The sequence below is a fragment of the Brevibacillus borstelensis genome (genome assembly GCF_036700025.1).
Lineage (GTDB): Bacteria > Bacillota > Bacilli > Brevibacillales > Brevibacillaceae > Brevibacillus > Brevibacillus borstelensis.
Genome location: NZ_CP144922.1, coordinates 3,120,974 through 3,135,875, shown reverse-complemented (window position 1 = coordinate 3,135,875; position 14,902 = coordinate 3,120,974). Strand labels below are relative to the sequence as shown.

At 49.7% G+C, this 14,902-nt stretch carries 14 protein-coding genes; 12 read left to right on the top strand and 2 right to left on the bottom strand.

The features are described 5' to 3' along the window. The first annotated feature begins 112 nt into the window (after positions 1–112). From V5G20_RS14835 to V5G20_RS14825, 3 genes are read left to right on the top strand one after another with little or no spacing between them, the layout of a single operon-like run. A complete protein-coding gene (locus V5G20_RS14835; protein WP_024984767.1) occupies positions 113–1,228 on the top strand; it encodes a hypothetical protein in 1,116 nt (371 codons plus the stop codon). 16 nt (positions 1,229–1,244) lie between these two features. Beyond that, a complete protein-coding gene (locus V5G20_RS14830; RefSeq protein WP_227277727.1) occupies positions 1,245–1,400 on the top strand; it encodes a hypothetical protein in 156 nt (51 codons plus the stop codon). A gap of 11 nt (positions 1,401–1,411) precedes the next feature. Beyond that, the gene (locus V5G20_RS14825; protein WP_228006726.1) at positions 1,412–2,014 is read left to right on the top strand and encodes an FkbM family methyltransferase; all 603 of its coding nucleotides are present in this window, start codon (positions 1,412–1,414) and stop codon (positions 2,012–2,014) included. A 64-nt stretch (positions 2,015–2,078) separates the two neighbouring features. Here the strand turns inward: V5G20_RS14825 and V5G20_RS14820 are convergent, their stop codons facing one another. Then, positions 2,079–2,864 (bottom strand): SAM-dependent methyltransferase, encoded by a 786-nt coding sequence (locus tag V5G20_RS14820; RefSeq protein WP_003386872.1) that lies wholly within the window; start codon positions 2,862–2,864, stop codon positions 2,079–2,081. A gap of 306 nt (positions 2,865–3,170) precedes the next feature. On the opposite strand from V5G20_RS14820, the gene V5G20_RS14815 reads away from it, so the two are divergent. The 9 genes from V5G20_RS14815 to V5G20_RS14775 all read left to right on the top strand — a co-directional run bounded on the left by V5G20_RS14815 (position 3,171) and on the right by V5G20_RS14775 (position 13,485). Further along, positions 3,171–3,626 carry a dTDP-4-dehydrorhamnose 3,5-epimerase family protein gene (locus tag V5G20_RS14815; RefSeq protein WP_003386871.1) on the top strand — a complete coding sequence of 152 codons (456 nt, stop codon included), beginning with the start codon at positions 3,171–3,173 and terminating at the stop codon, positions 3,624–3,626. Positions 3,627–3,669: 43 nt separating this feature from the next. Further along, positions 3,670–4,644 (top strand): dTDP-glucose 4,6-dehydratase, encoded by a 975-nt coding sequence (gene rfbB, locus V5G20_RS14810; protein ID WP_031933322.1) that lies wholly within the window; start codon positions 3,670–3,672, stop codon positions 4,642–4,644. 50 nt (positions 4,645–4,694) lie between these two features. After that, positions 4,695–5,540: a dTDP-4-dehydrorhamnose reductase gene (gene rfbD / locus V5G20_RS14805; RefSeq protein WP_024984765.1), complete on the top strand. Its 846-nt coding sequence runs from the start codon at positions 4,695–4,697 to the stop codon at positions 5,538–5,540. Then, positions 5,541–6,731, top strand: coding sequence for a glycosyltransferase family 4 protein (locus tag V5G20_RS14800; protein ID WP_031933324.1), 1,191 nt, complete (start codon positions 5,541–5,543; stop codon positions 6,729–6,731). Continuing rightward, positions 6,728–8,221 carry a glycosyltransferase family 4 protein gene (locus tag V5G20_RS14795; protein WP_251237691.1) on the top strand — a complete coding sequence of 498 codons (1,494 nt, stop codon included), beginning with the start codon at positions 6,728–6,730 and terminating at the stop codon, positions 8,219–8,221. Before V5G20_RS14800 ends, V5G20_RS14795 begins: the two co-directional genes overlap by 4 nt. A gap of 263 nt (positions 8,222–8,484) precedes the next feature. After that, positions 8,485–10,491 (top strand): glycosyltransferase, encoded by a 2,007-nt coding sequence (locus V5G20_RS14790; RefSeq protein WP_122958599.1) that lies wholly within the window; start codon positions 8,485–8,487, stop codon positions 10,489–10,491. 143 nt (positions 10,492–10,634) lie between these two features. Continuing rightward, positions 10,635–11,651: a glycosyltransferase family 2 protein gene (locus tag V5G20_RS14785; protein WP_338461112.1), complete on the top strand. Its 1,017-nt coding sequence runs from the start codon at positions 10,635–10,637 to the stop codon at positions 11,649–11,651. Beyond that, positions 11,648–12,691 (top strand): glycosyltransferase family 4 protein, encoded by a 1,044-nt coding sequence (locus tag V5G20_RS14780; protein ID WP_338461110.1) that lies wholly within the window; start codon positions 11,648–11,650, stop codon positions 12,689–12,691. The genes V5G20_RS14785 and V5G20_RS14780 overlap by 4 nt, the downstream gene beginning before the upstream one ends. Positions 12,692–12,708: 17 nt before the next feature. Then, positions 12,709–13,485, top strand: a complete 777-nt coding sequence (locus V5G20_RS14775) for a carboxypeptidase-like regulatory domain-containing protein (RefSeq protein ID WP_039071402.1) — start codon at positions 12,709–12,711, stop codon at positions 13,483–13,485. 176 nt (positions 13,486–13,661) lie between these two features. Here V5G20_RS14775 and V5G20_RS14770 read toward each other — a convergent pair whose 3' ends face one another. Further along, positions 13,662–14,873: a glycosyltransferase family 4 protein gene (locus tag V5G20_RS14770; RefSeq protein ID WP_031933329.1), complete on the bottom strand. Its 1,212-nt coding sequence runs from the start codon at positions 14,871–14,873 to the stop codon at positions 13,662–13,664. Positions 14,874–14,902 lie beyond the last annotated feature (29 nt).

Here is a 14,902-nt window from a genome sequence, read left to right as displayed (position 1 = left end):
CTTGCAATCAGGCTCGCTATCCGTGATGGTTGCGTAAAACCTTGATTTCAGACCGTGCATATATTACAGCGATGCTTCCTAGAGTCTTAATGTTTGGAAGGGGGGACGCCTAATGGGGATTATCGGACATGACACCCTGCCTTTTTTCATTTACCAGAACAAGCAGCTTACGTACAATCCAATCCACTTTCAGAACTTTTCCGAAAGAGCGGTTGAAGTCCCAATCGCTATTGATTTTCTTAAACGGATAGGAAAGGAGAAGCGAATTCTCGAGGTAGGCAACGTCTTGTCGAATTATGCTCCACTGCTCTCCCAACATCCAGAGATCGGCGAGATTGACGTTCTAGACAAATTTGAAAAGGGACCTGGAATCATGAACGTCGATTTGATGGATTTTAACGAAAAATACGACGCGATCGTATCGATCTCTACAGTAGAGCATATCGGGCAAAATGCGTATGGAGAACACAGCTCTGGTGACCGGGAAGCACCGCTGAAAGCGATCTTGAAAATTTATAACTTGCTTCATCCGGGGGGAAAAGCGTTGATTACCGTTCCCTTTGGTAAGCTGATGGACATGGGGTGGTTGATACAATTCAGCAGTGAATACGTGGCTCTTCTCGTTGACAAATACGGCATCCCGCGGGAAGCGTTATCGATGAGTTTTTTAAAAAAACTGGATGCTGATACATCCGTAACAATTTGCCAGCAAGTCTGGATTCAATGTGAGGAGCGGGAGCTGGAAAACACGTATTTTCAAAGTCCGTTCCCGTTTGCGAACGGAATTGCCGTGATCGAACTGGACAAAGTGGCAGAAACGAGAGCTGTCATTCAAGGTCGGCCAGAGCCGTTGCACTACCGTTCGCCGGTTAATATCCCAAACTACTATTACACTCCTTTTTACAAATTGTTTCCATACGATCTGAACGGGTGGTTCGTAGTGGATCAACCTGGCCTCGCTTTCTACGGGCCATTTATAAACTTGCCACGTCAGGTATATCGATTTGAAGTATGTATTGAAATGAAAGGAGAAGGGGAATTCACGCTGTATATTATGTCAGACTCGGGCAAGAAAGTACTGTGGGAGAGGAGACTGTCCAAATCCTCCGTGATTAGGGATCTGATTTATTTGAACCATGAGGAAAAAAATGTGGAAGTCCGCTTGCATAAACACGATCCCACAAGTTGTACGATTCGCATTCCCAACATGTTCCTGTCACAACTATAATTGAGGGGTGTTTTATTTGGAGCGATCTCATATTTATCTGGGAGACCATACGGTAGTAACGAGGTTGAAGAATGGACCATACATGTTTTTGGATAGCCGCGATCCGGTGAACGTCGTCATCATGCTAGTGGGCTACTGGGAAGAATGGTTGACCAATGCTTTTATGTGGTGATCAAACCAGGTATGACAGTGGTTGATATCGGAGCCCATCACGGCTACTACTCGCTGTTGGCAGGGATGCTTGTCGGCCCGACCGGGAGTGTGTATTCCTTTGAGCCGAATCCGTTTCACCATAAGAATTTTTTGAAAAGCGTTTCGATCAACGGCATGTATGGCCGTGTAAAATTAAATAAAGTGATGTTATCCGATAGCAGAGGACAAACCGAGATCTGTACGTCCGGCGAGGGAGGAACAAGCATCGAATTCCAAGGCCTTGGAGAAATGACTGGAAATACATGCATGACTGTAGAGAAAGGCATTTTGACTGATTACTTGCCCAATCTGAAGGCAGATGTCATTAAAATTGATATTGACGGTTCAGAACCGCTTATTATGGACAGTTTATGTGAAGTCATTGACCACAATCCCGGGATCCTCATCTTTATGGAGTATTGCCCGAAAATATGGCCTGTGAGCTATGAGCCCATGTCAGTTCTGAGACGGTTCACGGATCGCGGCTTCCGTTTCCATATTCTGCATGATGACGGTAGAATCGTTGAGACGAACATAGCAGAGCTTGCCGCCCATAGTGCGGTTGAGCACCTAGATTTATTACTATTCAGGTGAGCCCGAGAAAGCCACAGAAAGCAGAAACACCGTGCGGTATTCTATCGCACGGTGTTTCTCAAATTTACTCCGCCTTTTTAATGATCAGCCCGATAGAGGTGGAGACGTATTGTCCCAATAGCAGTCTGAGATGCAAGTCATTTGAGTAGGGAGGCACATCGACATACGATTCGATCTCTCCGGTACCTACTGAATAATCGATCTCGATGGAATGTCCCTGTGCCCGCAGTGCCTCCACCATCCATTCGATGTCCTGCAAGCGAAAAATAACAGTGATGCCGCTTTCGATAGTATCGTCGTTCGAGGAGAGATTGAATTCTGTCGTATGAACCGCGACACCGCCCGGCTTCAAGCAATTCATTTGGTTCAGAATAAATTGCTTGCCCAGTTCAATCGAACCGACATGCTCGAACGAGCAGGAAGACCAGGTGAAATCGTACTGGTTGTAATACTCGGGCCCGATTTCGTTCATGTTCAGCGTTTTGAATGTCACCAGATTCTGAAACTGAACCGGATCGCATATCCCTCGTTCGTTTATTTTTTCCATACTGCTGAAATGCTGGTCAGTCTGGACCCATCCCTGGGTGAGAGCACTGTCATAGTCAAGGTCAGTTGCCACGATTTCGCAACCGTGCGAGGCAAATAACGGAATCAATGGTTCTGTTCCGACGCCAAATCCGAGCCCTTTTTTACCGGGAGCCAATATTCCCCGCTCGAGCAAGGCTTGATAAATGTAGCAAAACTCCCACAGCTTTCTGTGATAGCGAAACGGTTCCTTCAGCCTTTCACAGGCTTGACGGAACCAGGGAGTATCAAAGTCTTGCTGTTTGCACATTTGAGACTTCAGCACGATGCAAATCGCCCCTTTACTGGTGATTGGTGATGGAAAAACTACTCGTTTACTATATGCCGACAGGCAGGAAAAGTTATAGGGGTTTGAGACTATATCACTCCTTAAGAACAGGGAAAAGGGGAAATGACGGCTTTATAACACCGGTAGCTAGACGTGAATCCCGATGGCCTCTTGAGGGATTAGGTCGTTTTTGTCCGAAGCATTCAAGAGCGTTTTCCATCATCACTACATAGCATAAAGTAAGAAGATAAACATGAAAGAAAGGATTCTTCATCAGATCAGAGGCAAGAAGGGAGGATTCCTTTGATCGAAGGTGTGAAAACGAAGAAGCTAATCAAGCATTGCGACGATCGGGGTTATTTCATGGAAATGCTGCGTGATGATGACGGGTGGCTTGCCAGCTTTGGTCAGCTATCCGCTTCGCTTAGCTATCCCGGTGTCATCAAAGCGTTCCATTACCATAAGCAGCAAGACGATATCTGGTTTTTTCCGAAGGGGAACGCCCAAGTGGTACTGCATGATCTGCGTGAACATTCTCCATCCTTTCAGCAAACGGAGGTGTACTACATGGGCGAACACAACCCGATTTCTCTGTTTATTCCCCGTGAGGTCGCCCATGGCTATCGCGTGCTCGGCAATGAACCTGCGATGATCCTTTATGTGACCAATCGATCATACAATCCGGAACAACCTGACGAATACCGGATTGCTTTCGACGATCCCGTAATCGGTTTTGACTGGTCCACCAAGTTCAGGTGACGGGCTTTTTCCATAGAGAGAAGCTGCCATAAGGAGGGAGAAGATGAGGCTGCTCATAACAGGAGGAGCGGGCTTTATCGGTAGCAACTTTATCCGGTATATGATCGAGAAATACCCTCATTATCAGATTGTCAATCTGGATCTCCTGACGTATGCGGGGAGCAGGGAAAAACTGAAGGATGTCGAGTCCCATCCACACTATGCATTTGTACAGGGAAATATTTGCGACTCGCGATTGGTAGATGCACTGGTGTCCGGCAAAAGCGAGGCATATGGAACGACTGCACCGGCTCCTGTTGACGTCATTGTGAACTTTGCTGCTGAATCCCACGTGGACCGCAGCATAGCCGATCCCGGGGTCTTTATCCGGACGAATCTGGTCGGAACCCACGTACTGCTGGAGTCAGCCCGCACATACAAGGTGAAAAAATTCGTGCAAATATCGACCGACGAGGTGTACGGTTCACTGGGAGACACAGGATGTTTTACGGAGGAATCGCCGCTTTCTCCAAACAACCCTTATTCGGCCAGCAAAGCAGGAGCCGATCTGTTGGTCCGCGCCTATCATGAAACATACGGGTTGCCCGTCAATATTACACGCTGTTCCAACAACTTCGGTCCTTATCAGCATCCGGAAAAACTGATTCCGCTTATGACAACGAATGCTTTGCTGGGCAAAAAGCTTCCGATCTACGGCGACGGCGGACACGTGCGGGACTGGCTGCACGTGGCAGACCACTGTTCGGCTGTAGACCTCGTCATTCATTCGGGAAGGCCAGGGGAAATTTACAATATCGGCGGCAACAACGAACATAAGAATAGCGAGATTGTCCGAAAAATTTTGGCGGTATTGCAAAAACCGGAGAGTCTCATTGAATTTGTCGAGGATCGGCCCGGACATGACCGCCGGTATGCGATCAATGCCGATAAGATACGCAGGGAACTCGGATGGCGCCCCGTCTATGAATTTGCAACTGCGCTCCGAGAGACAGTGCTTTGGTACAAAAACAGGCTTTGATCATGGACATGCGTCTAAAAACCCGGGTTTCCGGAAACAGGGTGGGAAGCATGAAAATCTTGGTGACAGGTGCAAACGGCCAATTGGGTCGTGAGTTGGTCAAGGTTCTTTCCGCTCATCACCAGGTGATTGGCTGCACCCGCAACGAACTGGATGTTACCGATTTGTCCAAAGCTCGGGACATCGTACAGGAAGCACGGCCAGAGATCGTCGTACACACGGCTGCCTACACCCATGTCGATCAAGCAGAAGCCGATCAAGACCGCGCATTTCTCGTGAATGCGTACGGAACGCGAAATATGACGGTAGCCGCTCAGCAGGCAGGGGCAAAGATGATGTATATCAGCACGGATTACGTATTTGACGGCCGCAGTACTAAGCCATACCGGGAGTACGACTTTGTAAATCCTGTGAACGTATATGGCAAATCGAAGCTGGCTGGCGAGGACATGGTAAAAACTTTATCAGACAAATATTTCATCGTACGGACCTCCTGGGTATACGGCAGACATGGGAGCAACTTTGTAAAGAACATGTTGCGGTTGGCTGAAACGCGCACGGAGATCGACGTTGTTTGCGACCAAGTGGGCTCTCCGACCTATGCGCCGGAATTGGCCTGGTTTATAAAAGAGCTGCTGGAGAGCGAGAAATATGGCATTTATCACGTTTCCAATACGGGAGCTTGTTCCAGATATGAATGGGCAAAAGCGATATTTGCTGCCGCGGGATTGGGGGTAACCGTACGTCCGGTTGACACGGCAAAATTTCTCCTCCCCGCCGCAAGGCCTGCATACTCCGTTCTTGACCACATGGCCATACGCTTGAACGGGTTCTCGACCTTGCGACATTGGAGAACCGCATTAACCCAATTTATTGATGAGCTAAGGAGCATTTAAATGAACATCAGCGCACCGTCTGCAAGTGAACGGGTGGTCATGCTTATCAGCCATCATGCACACCCGGAGATCGTAACAGGGGCGGAAAAAGTACTGCTTATGCTTGGCGCTGCACTTCTGGAGATGCGGCTGAAGGTAGTCTGGATAAGTCCGGGACCTGGACTGTCCGTAGTGCGGGCGGATCAGATGGGGATGGAATCGCGCATCATCCCCTTTCCTTTATTGTGGAGTTTCATTTACAGTCCCGGTCGTTTGGGAGATGAGATCGGCATGCTTCAGATGAGAGCAGAAGGGAGTTTGCTCGATCAAGCGATTGCTGAGATATCCCCGAGCCTGATCATTGCCAACAGTGCCATAAACGCATTTCCGTTGGTCATCGCCCAAAAAAGGAAGATTCCCGTTTGGTGGTATATTCACGAAACCGTCCCGAGCAAGCCGGAGACATTGCCTCTTTTGGCTTTGATCCACGGTCATGGCGATCGAATCCTCGTTCCATCCGCGATCATAGCACAGTCTCTGGCGTCAGCAGGACAACGGCAGATTGATTTGCTTCCCTACGGGGTTGTCATTCTTGATCATTTGTTTGTGAGGGAGAGAAGAAAAGTGGTCCGTCAGACCTTGAGCTGGACTGATTCAGATGCCGTGATCGGATGGTTTGGCTCTATCTATGCCGGAAAGGGACTGATTGAGCTGATCAGAGCCTGCCGTTCTCTCAAAAGCCAGGAGAAAATCGTATTGTTGGCGGCGGGAAACATAGGAGACGACGATTACTTTCGAATGTGCCAGGAAGAAGCAAAATGGATGGAGGCGGTCGAATATCACTATCTGGGTGCGCTTCCGGATATTTCGGATTTGCTGCTCGCAGTCGATATGGTCGTCGTCCCGAGTCTCGTCGAAGAAGCGTTTCCCAACGTCGCTCTGGAGGCAATGGCACTTTCAATCTGTATTGTCGCCTACAAATCAGGCGGTCTGAAGGAAATCGTCATCGACGGGAAGACAGGAATGTTGATCGACAAAGGAGATACCGCTTCGCTTGGCGCCGCGATACAGAAATTGATCGACGAACCGGATATACGGGCGGCTATGGGGCAGCAGGGGAGACAACGGGCTGTTGAATTGTATCATTATGACAACTTCAAGAGGCTGGTCAACGCGATGATCAGTCAACAAGGCGGGAGGGGTCCTGTTTGAAAATTCTGCTTGCTTCCTATTTTCCTTTTCCTCACGTTGGCGGAGTAAATCGCTACATAGATACGCTAAAAAAAGAGCTTGAGGAAAATGGACATCACGTCGACATTCTCGCCCATCATCAGGACATGCGAACCATTTACAAGTACAGTCACATCCGAGATGAGTTTGGACGGAGCCTGACCGGGCGTGAAATCGATAAAACGACGAACAGTCACGAAAAGCGCTTGACGATTAAGGATGTCATTGACCATCAGATGTTTCAGTATTTTGAAAGGCATCTTCCTGGCACCGAACCCGCCATTCGCTGGCGGGAAGTCGAGCGATACACGTTTGAAGTATCGGCTGCCTTGCTCGATCTCCAGAATTACGATGTGATACACACCCAAGACATCCTGTCCACACGCGCCCTGTCTCGTGCAAAGCCGCACCATATCCCCCTCGTCGCGACCATTCACGGCATCCTTGCAACGGAATATATCCATTCAGGAGCAATCGCAAGCAAGGAAAGCCTGAAATGGAAGTATGCCGCAGCCGAAGAGTATGTCGGTCACATGTCCTCCGATGCGACGATTGTACCGACCAGATGGCAAAAGAAGCTACTGGGGGGCGAATACGGCGTCCATCCAGACAAACTCACCGTACTCCCTTATGCATTGGATTTGCCCCCGTTTTTAACCCGTTTCGACTTTGAACCGTACCCGCCTTTAACTGCAAATCAGCAGGCGGGAGGGAGATTGATTATCGCTTGTCCTGCGCGGCTCGTTCCGGAAAAGGATCATAAGACATTGATCGAGGCTTTGCGCATCGTAAAGGAAAGGGAGAGCAACTTCGTCTGCTGGCTTATCGGGGACGGAAAGTTGAGAGATGAGCTGGAGATGCAAGCGAAAAAATCAGGGGTATGGGATCATCTCGTTTTCTTCGGGGATCGATATGATGTCGAGGCTCTACTGAAATTATCGGATATCGTCGCGCTGGCGTCGATACAGGATATGCACCCGTATACGCTGATGGAAGCGCAAGTGGCAGGAAAACCATGTGTCGCATCTGATGCCGGGGGGATTCCCGAGGTAGTCTGCCACGAAGAAACAGGCCTGATCTTCCAGACGGGCAACAGCGTCCAACTGGCCGAAAGCCTGATTCGGCTGCTAACCAATCAGGAATTGCGTTTCACACTGGGTATGAACGCTGCCGGACGGGCTCGAATCCGTTTCTCTTCCAAAACCATGTTTGAAAAGACGATGGGGATATATGTTCAGGCAATCGAGAGAAAAAAGCACGGATCGGAAGAGCGGCGGGAGCAGCCGGATTTGTCTGGCAAGCACGGTTTGGTCTCCAAGAGAATAGATCGCTCCGGGAAGGCAGAGAGTATTTTCTCCTTCGACATCGATCCGGCAAAATTTGATGCTGCGCAATGGAGCAACGTGCTCAAGAGGGTACCGCCCGACTATTCGATACCGGATCCGGCCTTTATAAAAACATTGACGGAATGAAAAGAGGGGCATTTCCCCTCTGTTTGATCGCACAGAAACACCTGGCAGCCTTCAAGTGTTCACACAAAAGGCTTCGGCTTGCAAGAAGCAGGTTCACCGCGTGAAAGGCGCGTTTTTGGTCGGAATGGCCAGTTTCCATCAGGTCACTTGTTTCATAAAAATAGATGTAAGCATAAGTGGTTCCACTGTGTAATGATGGCTATTCGGCCTGTCCTGATACAAACGTGACGACAACATGGAGGTAACCACCCGGAGGCAAAAAAATGAATGAAAGAAGTCAGCTTCAAGAACAGCTTGCCACTTTCCTGAAGGTAAAACTGGGCGTTTTTCTTGCCAATCCCAGCTCGACGCTGCAGTATCCGAACTGGGAACAGCCAGTTGTCTCTATCATTCTGGTCGCTTACAACAAAGCTGCGTATACGTTCCAATGCCTCGAAACGATAAAAGCCCACGCTGATGTCCCTTATGAGGTTGTCATCGTCGATAATGGCTCAAGTGACGAAACAGTCCACCTTTTGAAAAGGACCCACCAGGCAGCTATCATCCGCAATGAGCAGAATGAGGGCTTTGTGAAGGGATGCAATCAAGGAGCTGCCGCTGCGCGCGGGAAATGGCTGCTTTTTCTTAACAACGATACACAGATCACTCCTGCATTGCTGTCTACGCTGCTCCGGACTGCGGAAACGACAAAACATTGCGGAGCCGTAGGGGCCAAAGTCATCTTCCCCGACGGACAACTCCAGGAGGCGGGCAGTATCATTTGGCGAGACGGCTCTTGTGCGGGATACGGTCGGGGAGATCAACCTTTCAAACCGGAGTATTCGTATGTGCGCGAGGTCGATTATTGCTCCGGTGTTTGTTTGTTTCTCAAAAAAGACGTATTTATGGAAGCGGGGATGTTTGACGAGCGTTACCACCCAGGATACTACGAAGAAACAGATTTGTGCATGAAGCTGCGGGAGCTCGGTTATCGGATTATGTATCAACCTGCTGCTGTCGTCATTCACTATGAATTTGGAAGCAGTTCCCCGGAACAGGCCATGCTGCTTCAGGCCAAACACAGGGAAGTATTTGCCGGGCGATGGAATCACCGGCTGCAGGATTACCATTTACCCGGAGCCGGTGCGAGCATCCGGGCCAGAGAACATCAGCGGGACAAAAAATGGAAGGTGCTCGTAGTCGATGACCGGATTCCAATCCCTGCGCTTGGCTGCGGATATCCGCGAAGCTGGATGCTGTTGCAGGGGCTGGCCGACGCGAATGTTTCCGTGACGCTGTTTCCTTTGCAATTTTCGGAGTCAGTGCAGCCCTACACGGAACAGTTGCAACAAATGGGAATCGAAGTCATTTACAACACGGGCGATCAACAGATAAACTTCCGTGACTTCTGGGAAGAAAGAAAGGATGCGTATGACCAGGTGCTGGTCAGCAGACCGCACAACATGCGGGAAATTGCCGGCATCATGCAAAACACCAACCCCAAACCCCAGATCGTGTACGATGCGGAAGCTCTCTTTTTCCACAGGGAAATCGGCCGGCAAACTGCGCTGGGCATCCCACTGACTGAAGAAACCGTACAAAGCCTGATTCTGGAGGAAATGCAATTGATGGCCCTGGCAGACAAGGTGATTTCGGTATCTGAACGGGAAAGGAAAACCATTCAAAGTCTCGGTGTGAAGCAGGTCCAGGTGCTGGGCCACCGTATCGAAGTCCAGCCAACGCCCAATCCATTTTCACAACGTCAAGATTTGCTATTTGTCGGAAGCTTTACGCCAGGATCGCCGAATGAGGATGCGGCACTTTATTTTGTAAACGAAGTCTATCCGCTCGTCTTCAAGGAATTGGGAGTCAATCTGTGGCTCACCGGCACAAATCTGCTGGATTCGATCAAAAACCTGGCTTCCGATCACATCAAGGTCACCGGGACCGTCCCTGATCTGCAGCCATATTACAATCACAGCAAAGTGTTTGTCGTGCCTACCAGATTTGCTGCCGGAATACCCTTGAAATTGCTGGAAAGCATGTCATACGGCGTCCCGGCTGTTGTGTCCCCTCTCATCGCGGATCAGCTCGGTTTAACGGAAGATACGGTGCTGATCGGAAGGGATCCTCGGGACTATGCAGATAAAATCATCGCTTGCTACACAGATAGTCTGGTATGGGAGCGCCTTAGAACCAACGGCCTGAAATTTGTAGAAACCGAATACAACGCGAGGCTGTTTCACCAGCAGATTCTGGATATACGAGAGGTGCAAGGAGCGAGCGGATGAATCGCGGGTGACGATCGCTCACAGGTCTCGTCTCAGCTTCTCCGGATGGAGTCAGATGGGGTGGATGGAAAGCGCGGTTTCACGTGGCGAAAAAGTGTCGCAGCACCAGATGAGCGACGGGGAGGACAGAAGGGGGGATGGAAATGGGGCAGGTCGATGTTTCCATTATTCTTCTGACGTATAACGGTATCCGGTATATCGATGAAGTTCTTCGCGCGATCTATCGGCAGCAAACAAGCTTTCCTTTTGAAGTGATTGCCATTGATTCCGGCTCATCGGACGGAACAGTCGACGTGCTGATGTCATATCCCGTCCGGTTTTATCCCATTGACAAGAAACAGTTCGGACATGGAAAAACACGGAACTACGGGGCCGAATTGTCCCGCGGGCAATACCTTGTTTTTTTGACGCAAGACGCAACCCCGGCCGATGAGTTTTGGCTGGAGGAGATGATCAGGGGTTTTAGCCTCGACCCCAGAGTCGGCTGTGTGTTTGGCAAGCAGATTGCCAGACCTGAATGCGATCCCTTTACACGGCGCGATTTGATGCTCCATTTCGAAATGTTTTCCAAGTCGGATGAGCCTCTCGTGCAATATGTGGCGGATACCCCTGAAGGCCGGGCTCTCTATCACCAGAATCCGCTCTGGTACGGATTTAACTCAAATGTCAATTCGGCTTTAAGGAAAGAGGCGTGGGCTGCTATCCGATTTCGCGATGTGATATACACGGAAGACCAAGTAATGGGCAGAGACATCATCGTCAATGGCTGGAAAAAGGTATATATGCCAAAGGCGGCAGTCATCCATTCCCATAGTTACTCCTCGTTTTTTCGCTATTTTCAGCGTTTCTTTGATGAATTGCGGGGGATGCATATGGCTTTCGGCTACACCGAAGATGTTTCGCTTGCAACCTTGATTCCCGCCTGTTATCGAATAGCCAGAGCCGAAGCGCAATTCATTTTTTCCGAGACCGACTATCTTCGGCACGAAAAGTATTACTGGGTTTATTTTCGCTGGCGGTGGCATATCGCCAGAAGGTTGGGCGCTTATTTTGGCTGCAGACACGACAAGCTCCCGCATTTTTTGCGGAGGTTTTTTTCGCTGGAAAAAAATCCGGGGCCAACAATGAACGCTTGCTCAAAAAATGAGGTGGATCGATGAGGATTGCCATTGCCTCCGTTCAAGTGCCATTTGAATACGGGGGAGCAGAGATATTGGCCAACAATTTAAAAATGCAGCTTATTCTCAAGGGACACGAGGCGGAGGTCGTGACCATCCCCTTCAAGTGGTATCCGGCTGAGAGTCTGGAAAACAGCATCCGTATGTCCCGCTTGATCGACTTGTCGGAAATGAAGGGGAGACCGATCGACCTGATGATTGCCCTGAAATTTCCGATCTACTATGCCCGGCACGACAACAAAGTGTTATGGCTGCTGCATCAGCATCGCGAAGCATACGAGCTGTGGGGAACCGGTTTCGATGGTCTGGACAAAATGGAGGGCGGCGACCGCTTGCGAAAGATGATCGTCGAGGAAGACAGCCATGCCCTTTCTGCATGCGCCAAAACATACACGATCTCGGCGACTGTGTCAGAGAGGCTGCGTACGTACAACGGGATTGAATCGATGCCTCTCTACCACCCTCCGTTCGGATGCGAACACTTCTACACGGGAGAGATAGGAAACTATATCTTTTGTCCCTCCCGATTGGAAGAATTAAAACGGCAGCAGGTACTGATCGAAGCCCTGCGCTATACCAAAACACAAGTCAAGGTTGTGATCGCCGGCAGAGGAAAGGAAACCTTTATCAACAAAATGAAATCCGCTGTGGAAACATACGGATTGCAAGACAGGGTGCACTTTCTCGGCTGGATCTCCGAAGAAGAGAAAAGAAAGTACTATGCGAACGCGTTGGCAGTTTATTACGGACCGTACCAGGAAGATTACGGCTATGTCACGCTGGAGTCGTTTCTGTCCGGCAAACCCGTCATTACGCACGTCGACGCTGGCGGTCCGCTCGAGTTTGTAAGGAATGGCGATAACGGCTTCGTGCTGGAGCCCGATCCGAAAGCTGTTGCGGAAAAGCTCGACTATTTGTTCTCAAACAAGCGGAGCGCGCAAACGATGGGGATGAACGGACTGCGTTTGATTGAAGATATGGAGCTTGGTTGGGATTCCGTGATCGAGAAGTTGATTGGGTAAACAGCGGGGGGATGGGAATGACAAACATGGTATTTACGGACCGCTATCAGGATGGGTGGGTATCAAAGCGCCTCGTTTTACCATTGAAAAATATAAAAGAAGCTGCGTCTCTGACGATTTGCGGGCGGCGCCACGAATATCCGGAAAATCTCACGCTCTCCTTTTACGTCAATGGCCAGTTGCTTCATGAGGAAATCAATCCGACGGAAAAATTCTCAATCACCGTGTTGCTTCCGGCGATGATGAAAGGTGTTTTGGAGATCGTGGCCAGCGATGTGTTTGTTCCACAGGAGGTGGGGTTGAACGAAGACGTACGGCAGCTTTCGTTTCTGTTGGATGAAGTGAAGCTCACTGGGGTAGCAGATTTAATGGAGCCGTATCATCACTTGTTTTCGTTCACGCCGTCGAAAAAGGTTTATTTTCTGGATGAGGAAACTTGGGATGAGGTCGCTTATGCATTGCCCCCCGATTACAAAGTGCCCGATGAGGATATGCTGCGTGAATTAAAGGAACCGGGGAAGCCGAGAGAGTGCTCCTCTGCTTCTATCAAAGGAATCGTATACGATAAATTTTCAGGGGCGCCTGCAGCGTTATCATACGTTCTCTTGCTGAATGAGAGAAAACAGCTCATAACCGCAACGGCTGTCGACGAGCACGGACACTATCAGTTTGACGAACTGTCTGACGGAAATTATATAGTTGTAGGCAGATCGTATCAGTATGGCGAACAGCAAATCCGCGTCACATTGAACGGGGACGGCATGGTGATACACATACCCGTATTGCCGCTTTAGTAAAAAGGTGAAATGCCAGGCCGAAGGGGAAATTTGCGAAATGTCGACGGCTTGGGCCAAATTGGAACCATAAACAAACGAGCATCCCGTTTCACTTTCAAAAGTGGACGGGATGCTCGTTGTTTAGGCCATCCCTCAACAGAGAGAGAAGGCATCCATACATACGGAGAGGGGGCTTATTTTTTGTGCAGGCGTACCTGTTCGTATACCTCCAGTGTCCGGTTCACCATGAAATCGTGCCGCCAGTATTTTCTGGCCCACCTCCTGGCATCGTGCGAGAGCTTTTCCCGAAGAGTTTTGTTATTCATCAGCATCAGAAGCGCTTGAAACAGCTCTTCACTGTTTTGGGGTTCGACCAGCAAGCCCGTATGGTGATGCGAGACGAGCTCCGCATTTCCTCCCACACGGGTGGTTACGATGGGCAAACCGATAATTTGCGCTTCCATGATCGCCAGGGAGTGATTTTCGACAAGGGAGGGAAGCACGAAAATACTCGCCTGTTTGAGCAGATGAAAGATATCGGATCGGTTGCCCAAAAATTCAATATGATGGTCCAGGTTGTGCTCTCCGACCAACGCTTCCAGCTCCGTTCGGTCCGGGCCTTCCCCGGCAAATTGGCAAACGAAGTCATCGCGGACGCGAGCCAATTTTGCCAAAGCCTCGATCAAATACCGCTGCCCTTTGTACGGAACCAGCCTGGCGGGACAAATAATGACTTGTTTGCCGTCTGACCGGGGGATGTGCTGGATTGCGTCCGTCTGTTGGGCTATCGCTTCTGCCTGTAATCCATAGGGAACGACCGTCAGCTTTTCCGGAGCCACAGAGAAGCGGTTTGTGAATTCCCTGCGAAGCCATTCGGTCGGGAGAATCGTGGCATCTGCGGAGGAGCATCCCAGTTTTTCTTCCAAATAGCTGTACTTCCAGCGCATCGAGTCCGCCTGATCGATCTCCCCGGTTAAAACAAACTCATCGTGAATCATGCCGTGAATCGTTGCGACATGCGGAATGTGTTTGGGAATGACACGAGATAGAGCCCGCGTGGAGATGATGTCCTGCGTATGAACCAGATCATACTGATTCAGTTCGAGCATGACAGTGGCCATCTCAAATACATGCCGCTCGATAAGGCGGTACCGCGCCCAGTGATCGAGAAGCGGAAACTCCCGGTCAAAATAATCCATCAAAATATCATAAACAGGAAGGTGAATCGGTTTTTTCTCCACGCTTTTTTTGTCGTCCAGCAAGTGCACCCGACTCATGTCCGGATGATGGCCAAGCAAATCTACTTGATGGCCGCGTTCTTCCAATCCTTGCTTTAAAGTACGTAAATACGTGTCTACCCCTCCTACGTGGGGGAGTATCCAGTACGTAGCGAGTAAAATGTTCATGAATAAGCCTCCGCTGCGCTTTATTTGTA

Bases quoted from the DNA above. Each gene is read 5' to 3' on its own strand.
- V5G20_RS14825 (WP_228006726.1), top strand. From the start codon at position 1,412: ATGACAGTGGTTGATATCGGAGCCCATCACGGCTACTACTCGCTGTTG.
- rfbD (WP_024984765.1), top strand. From the start codon at position 4,695: ATGAAAATCTTGGTGACAGGTGCAAACGGCCAATTGGGTCGTGAGTTG.
- V5G20_RS14775 (WP_039071402.1), top strand. From the start codon at position 12,709: ATGACAAACATGGTATTTACGGACCGCTATCAGGATGGGTGGGTATCA.
- V5G20_RS14800 (WP_031933324.1), top strand. From the start codon at position 5,541: ATGAACATCAGCGCACCGTCTGCAAGTGAACGGGTGGTCATGCTTATC.
- rfbB (WP_031933322.1), top strand. From the start codon at position 3,670: ATGAGGCTGCTCATAACAGGAGGAGCGGGCTTTATCGGTAGCAACTTT.
- V5G20_RS14790 (WP_122958599.1), top strand. From the start codon at position 8,485: ATGAATGAAAGAAGTCAGCTTCAAGAACAGCTTGCCACTTTCCTGAAG.
- V5G20_RS14770 (WP_031933329.1), bottom strand. From the start codon at position 14,873: ATGAACATTTTACTCGCTACGTACTGGATACTCCCCCACGTAGGAGGG.
- V5G20_RS14785 (WP_338461112.1), top strand. From the start codon at position 10,635: ATGGGGCAGGTCGATGTTTCCATTATTCTTCTGACGTATAACGGTATC.
- V5G20_RS14835 (WP_024984767.1), top strand. From the start codon at position 113: ATGGGGATTATCGGACATGACACCCTGCCTTTTTTCATTTACCAGAAC.
- V5G20_RS14780 (WP_338461110.1), top strand. From the start codon at position 11,648: ATGAGGATTGCCATTGCCTCCGTTCAAGTGCCATTTGAATACGGGGGA.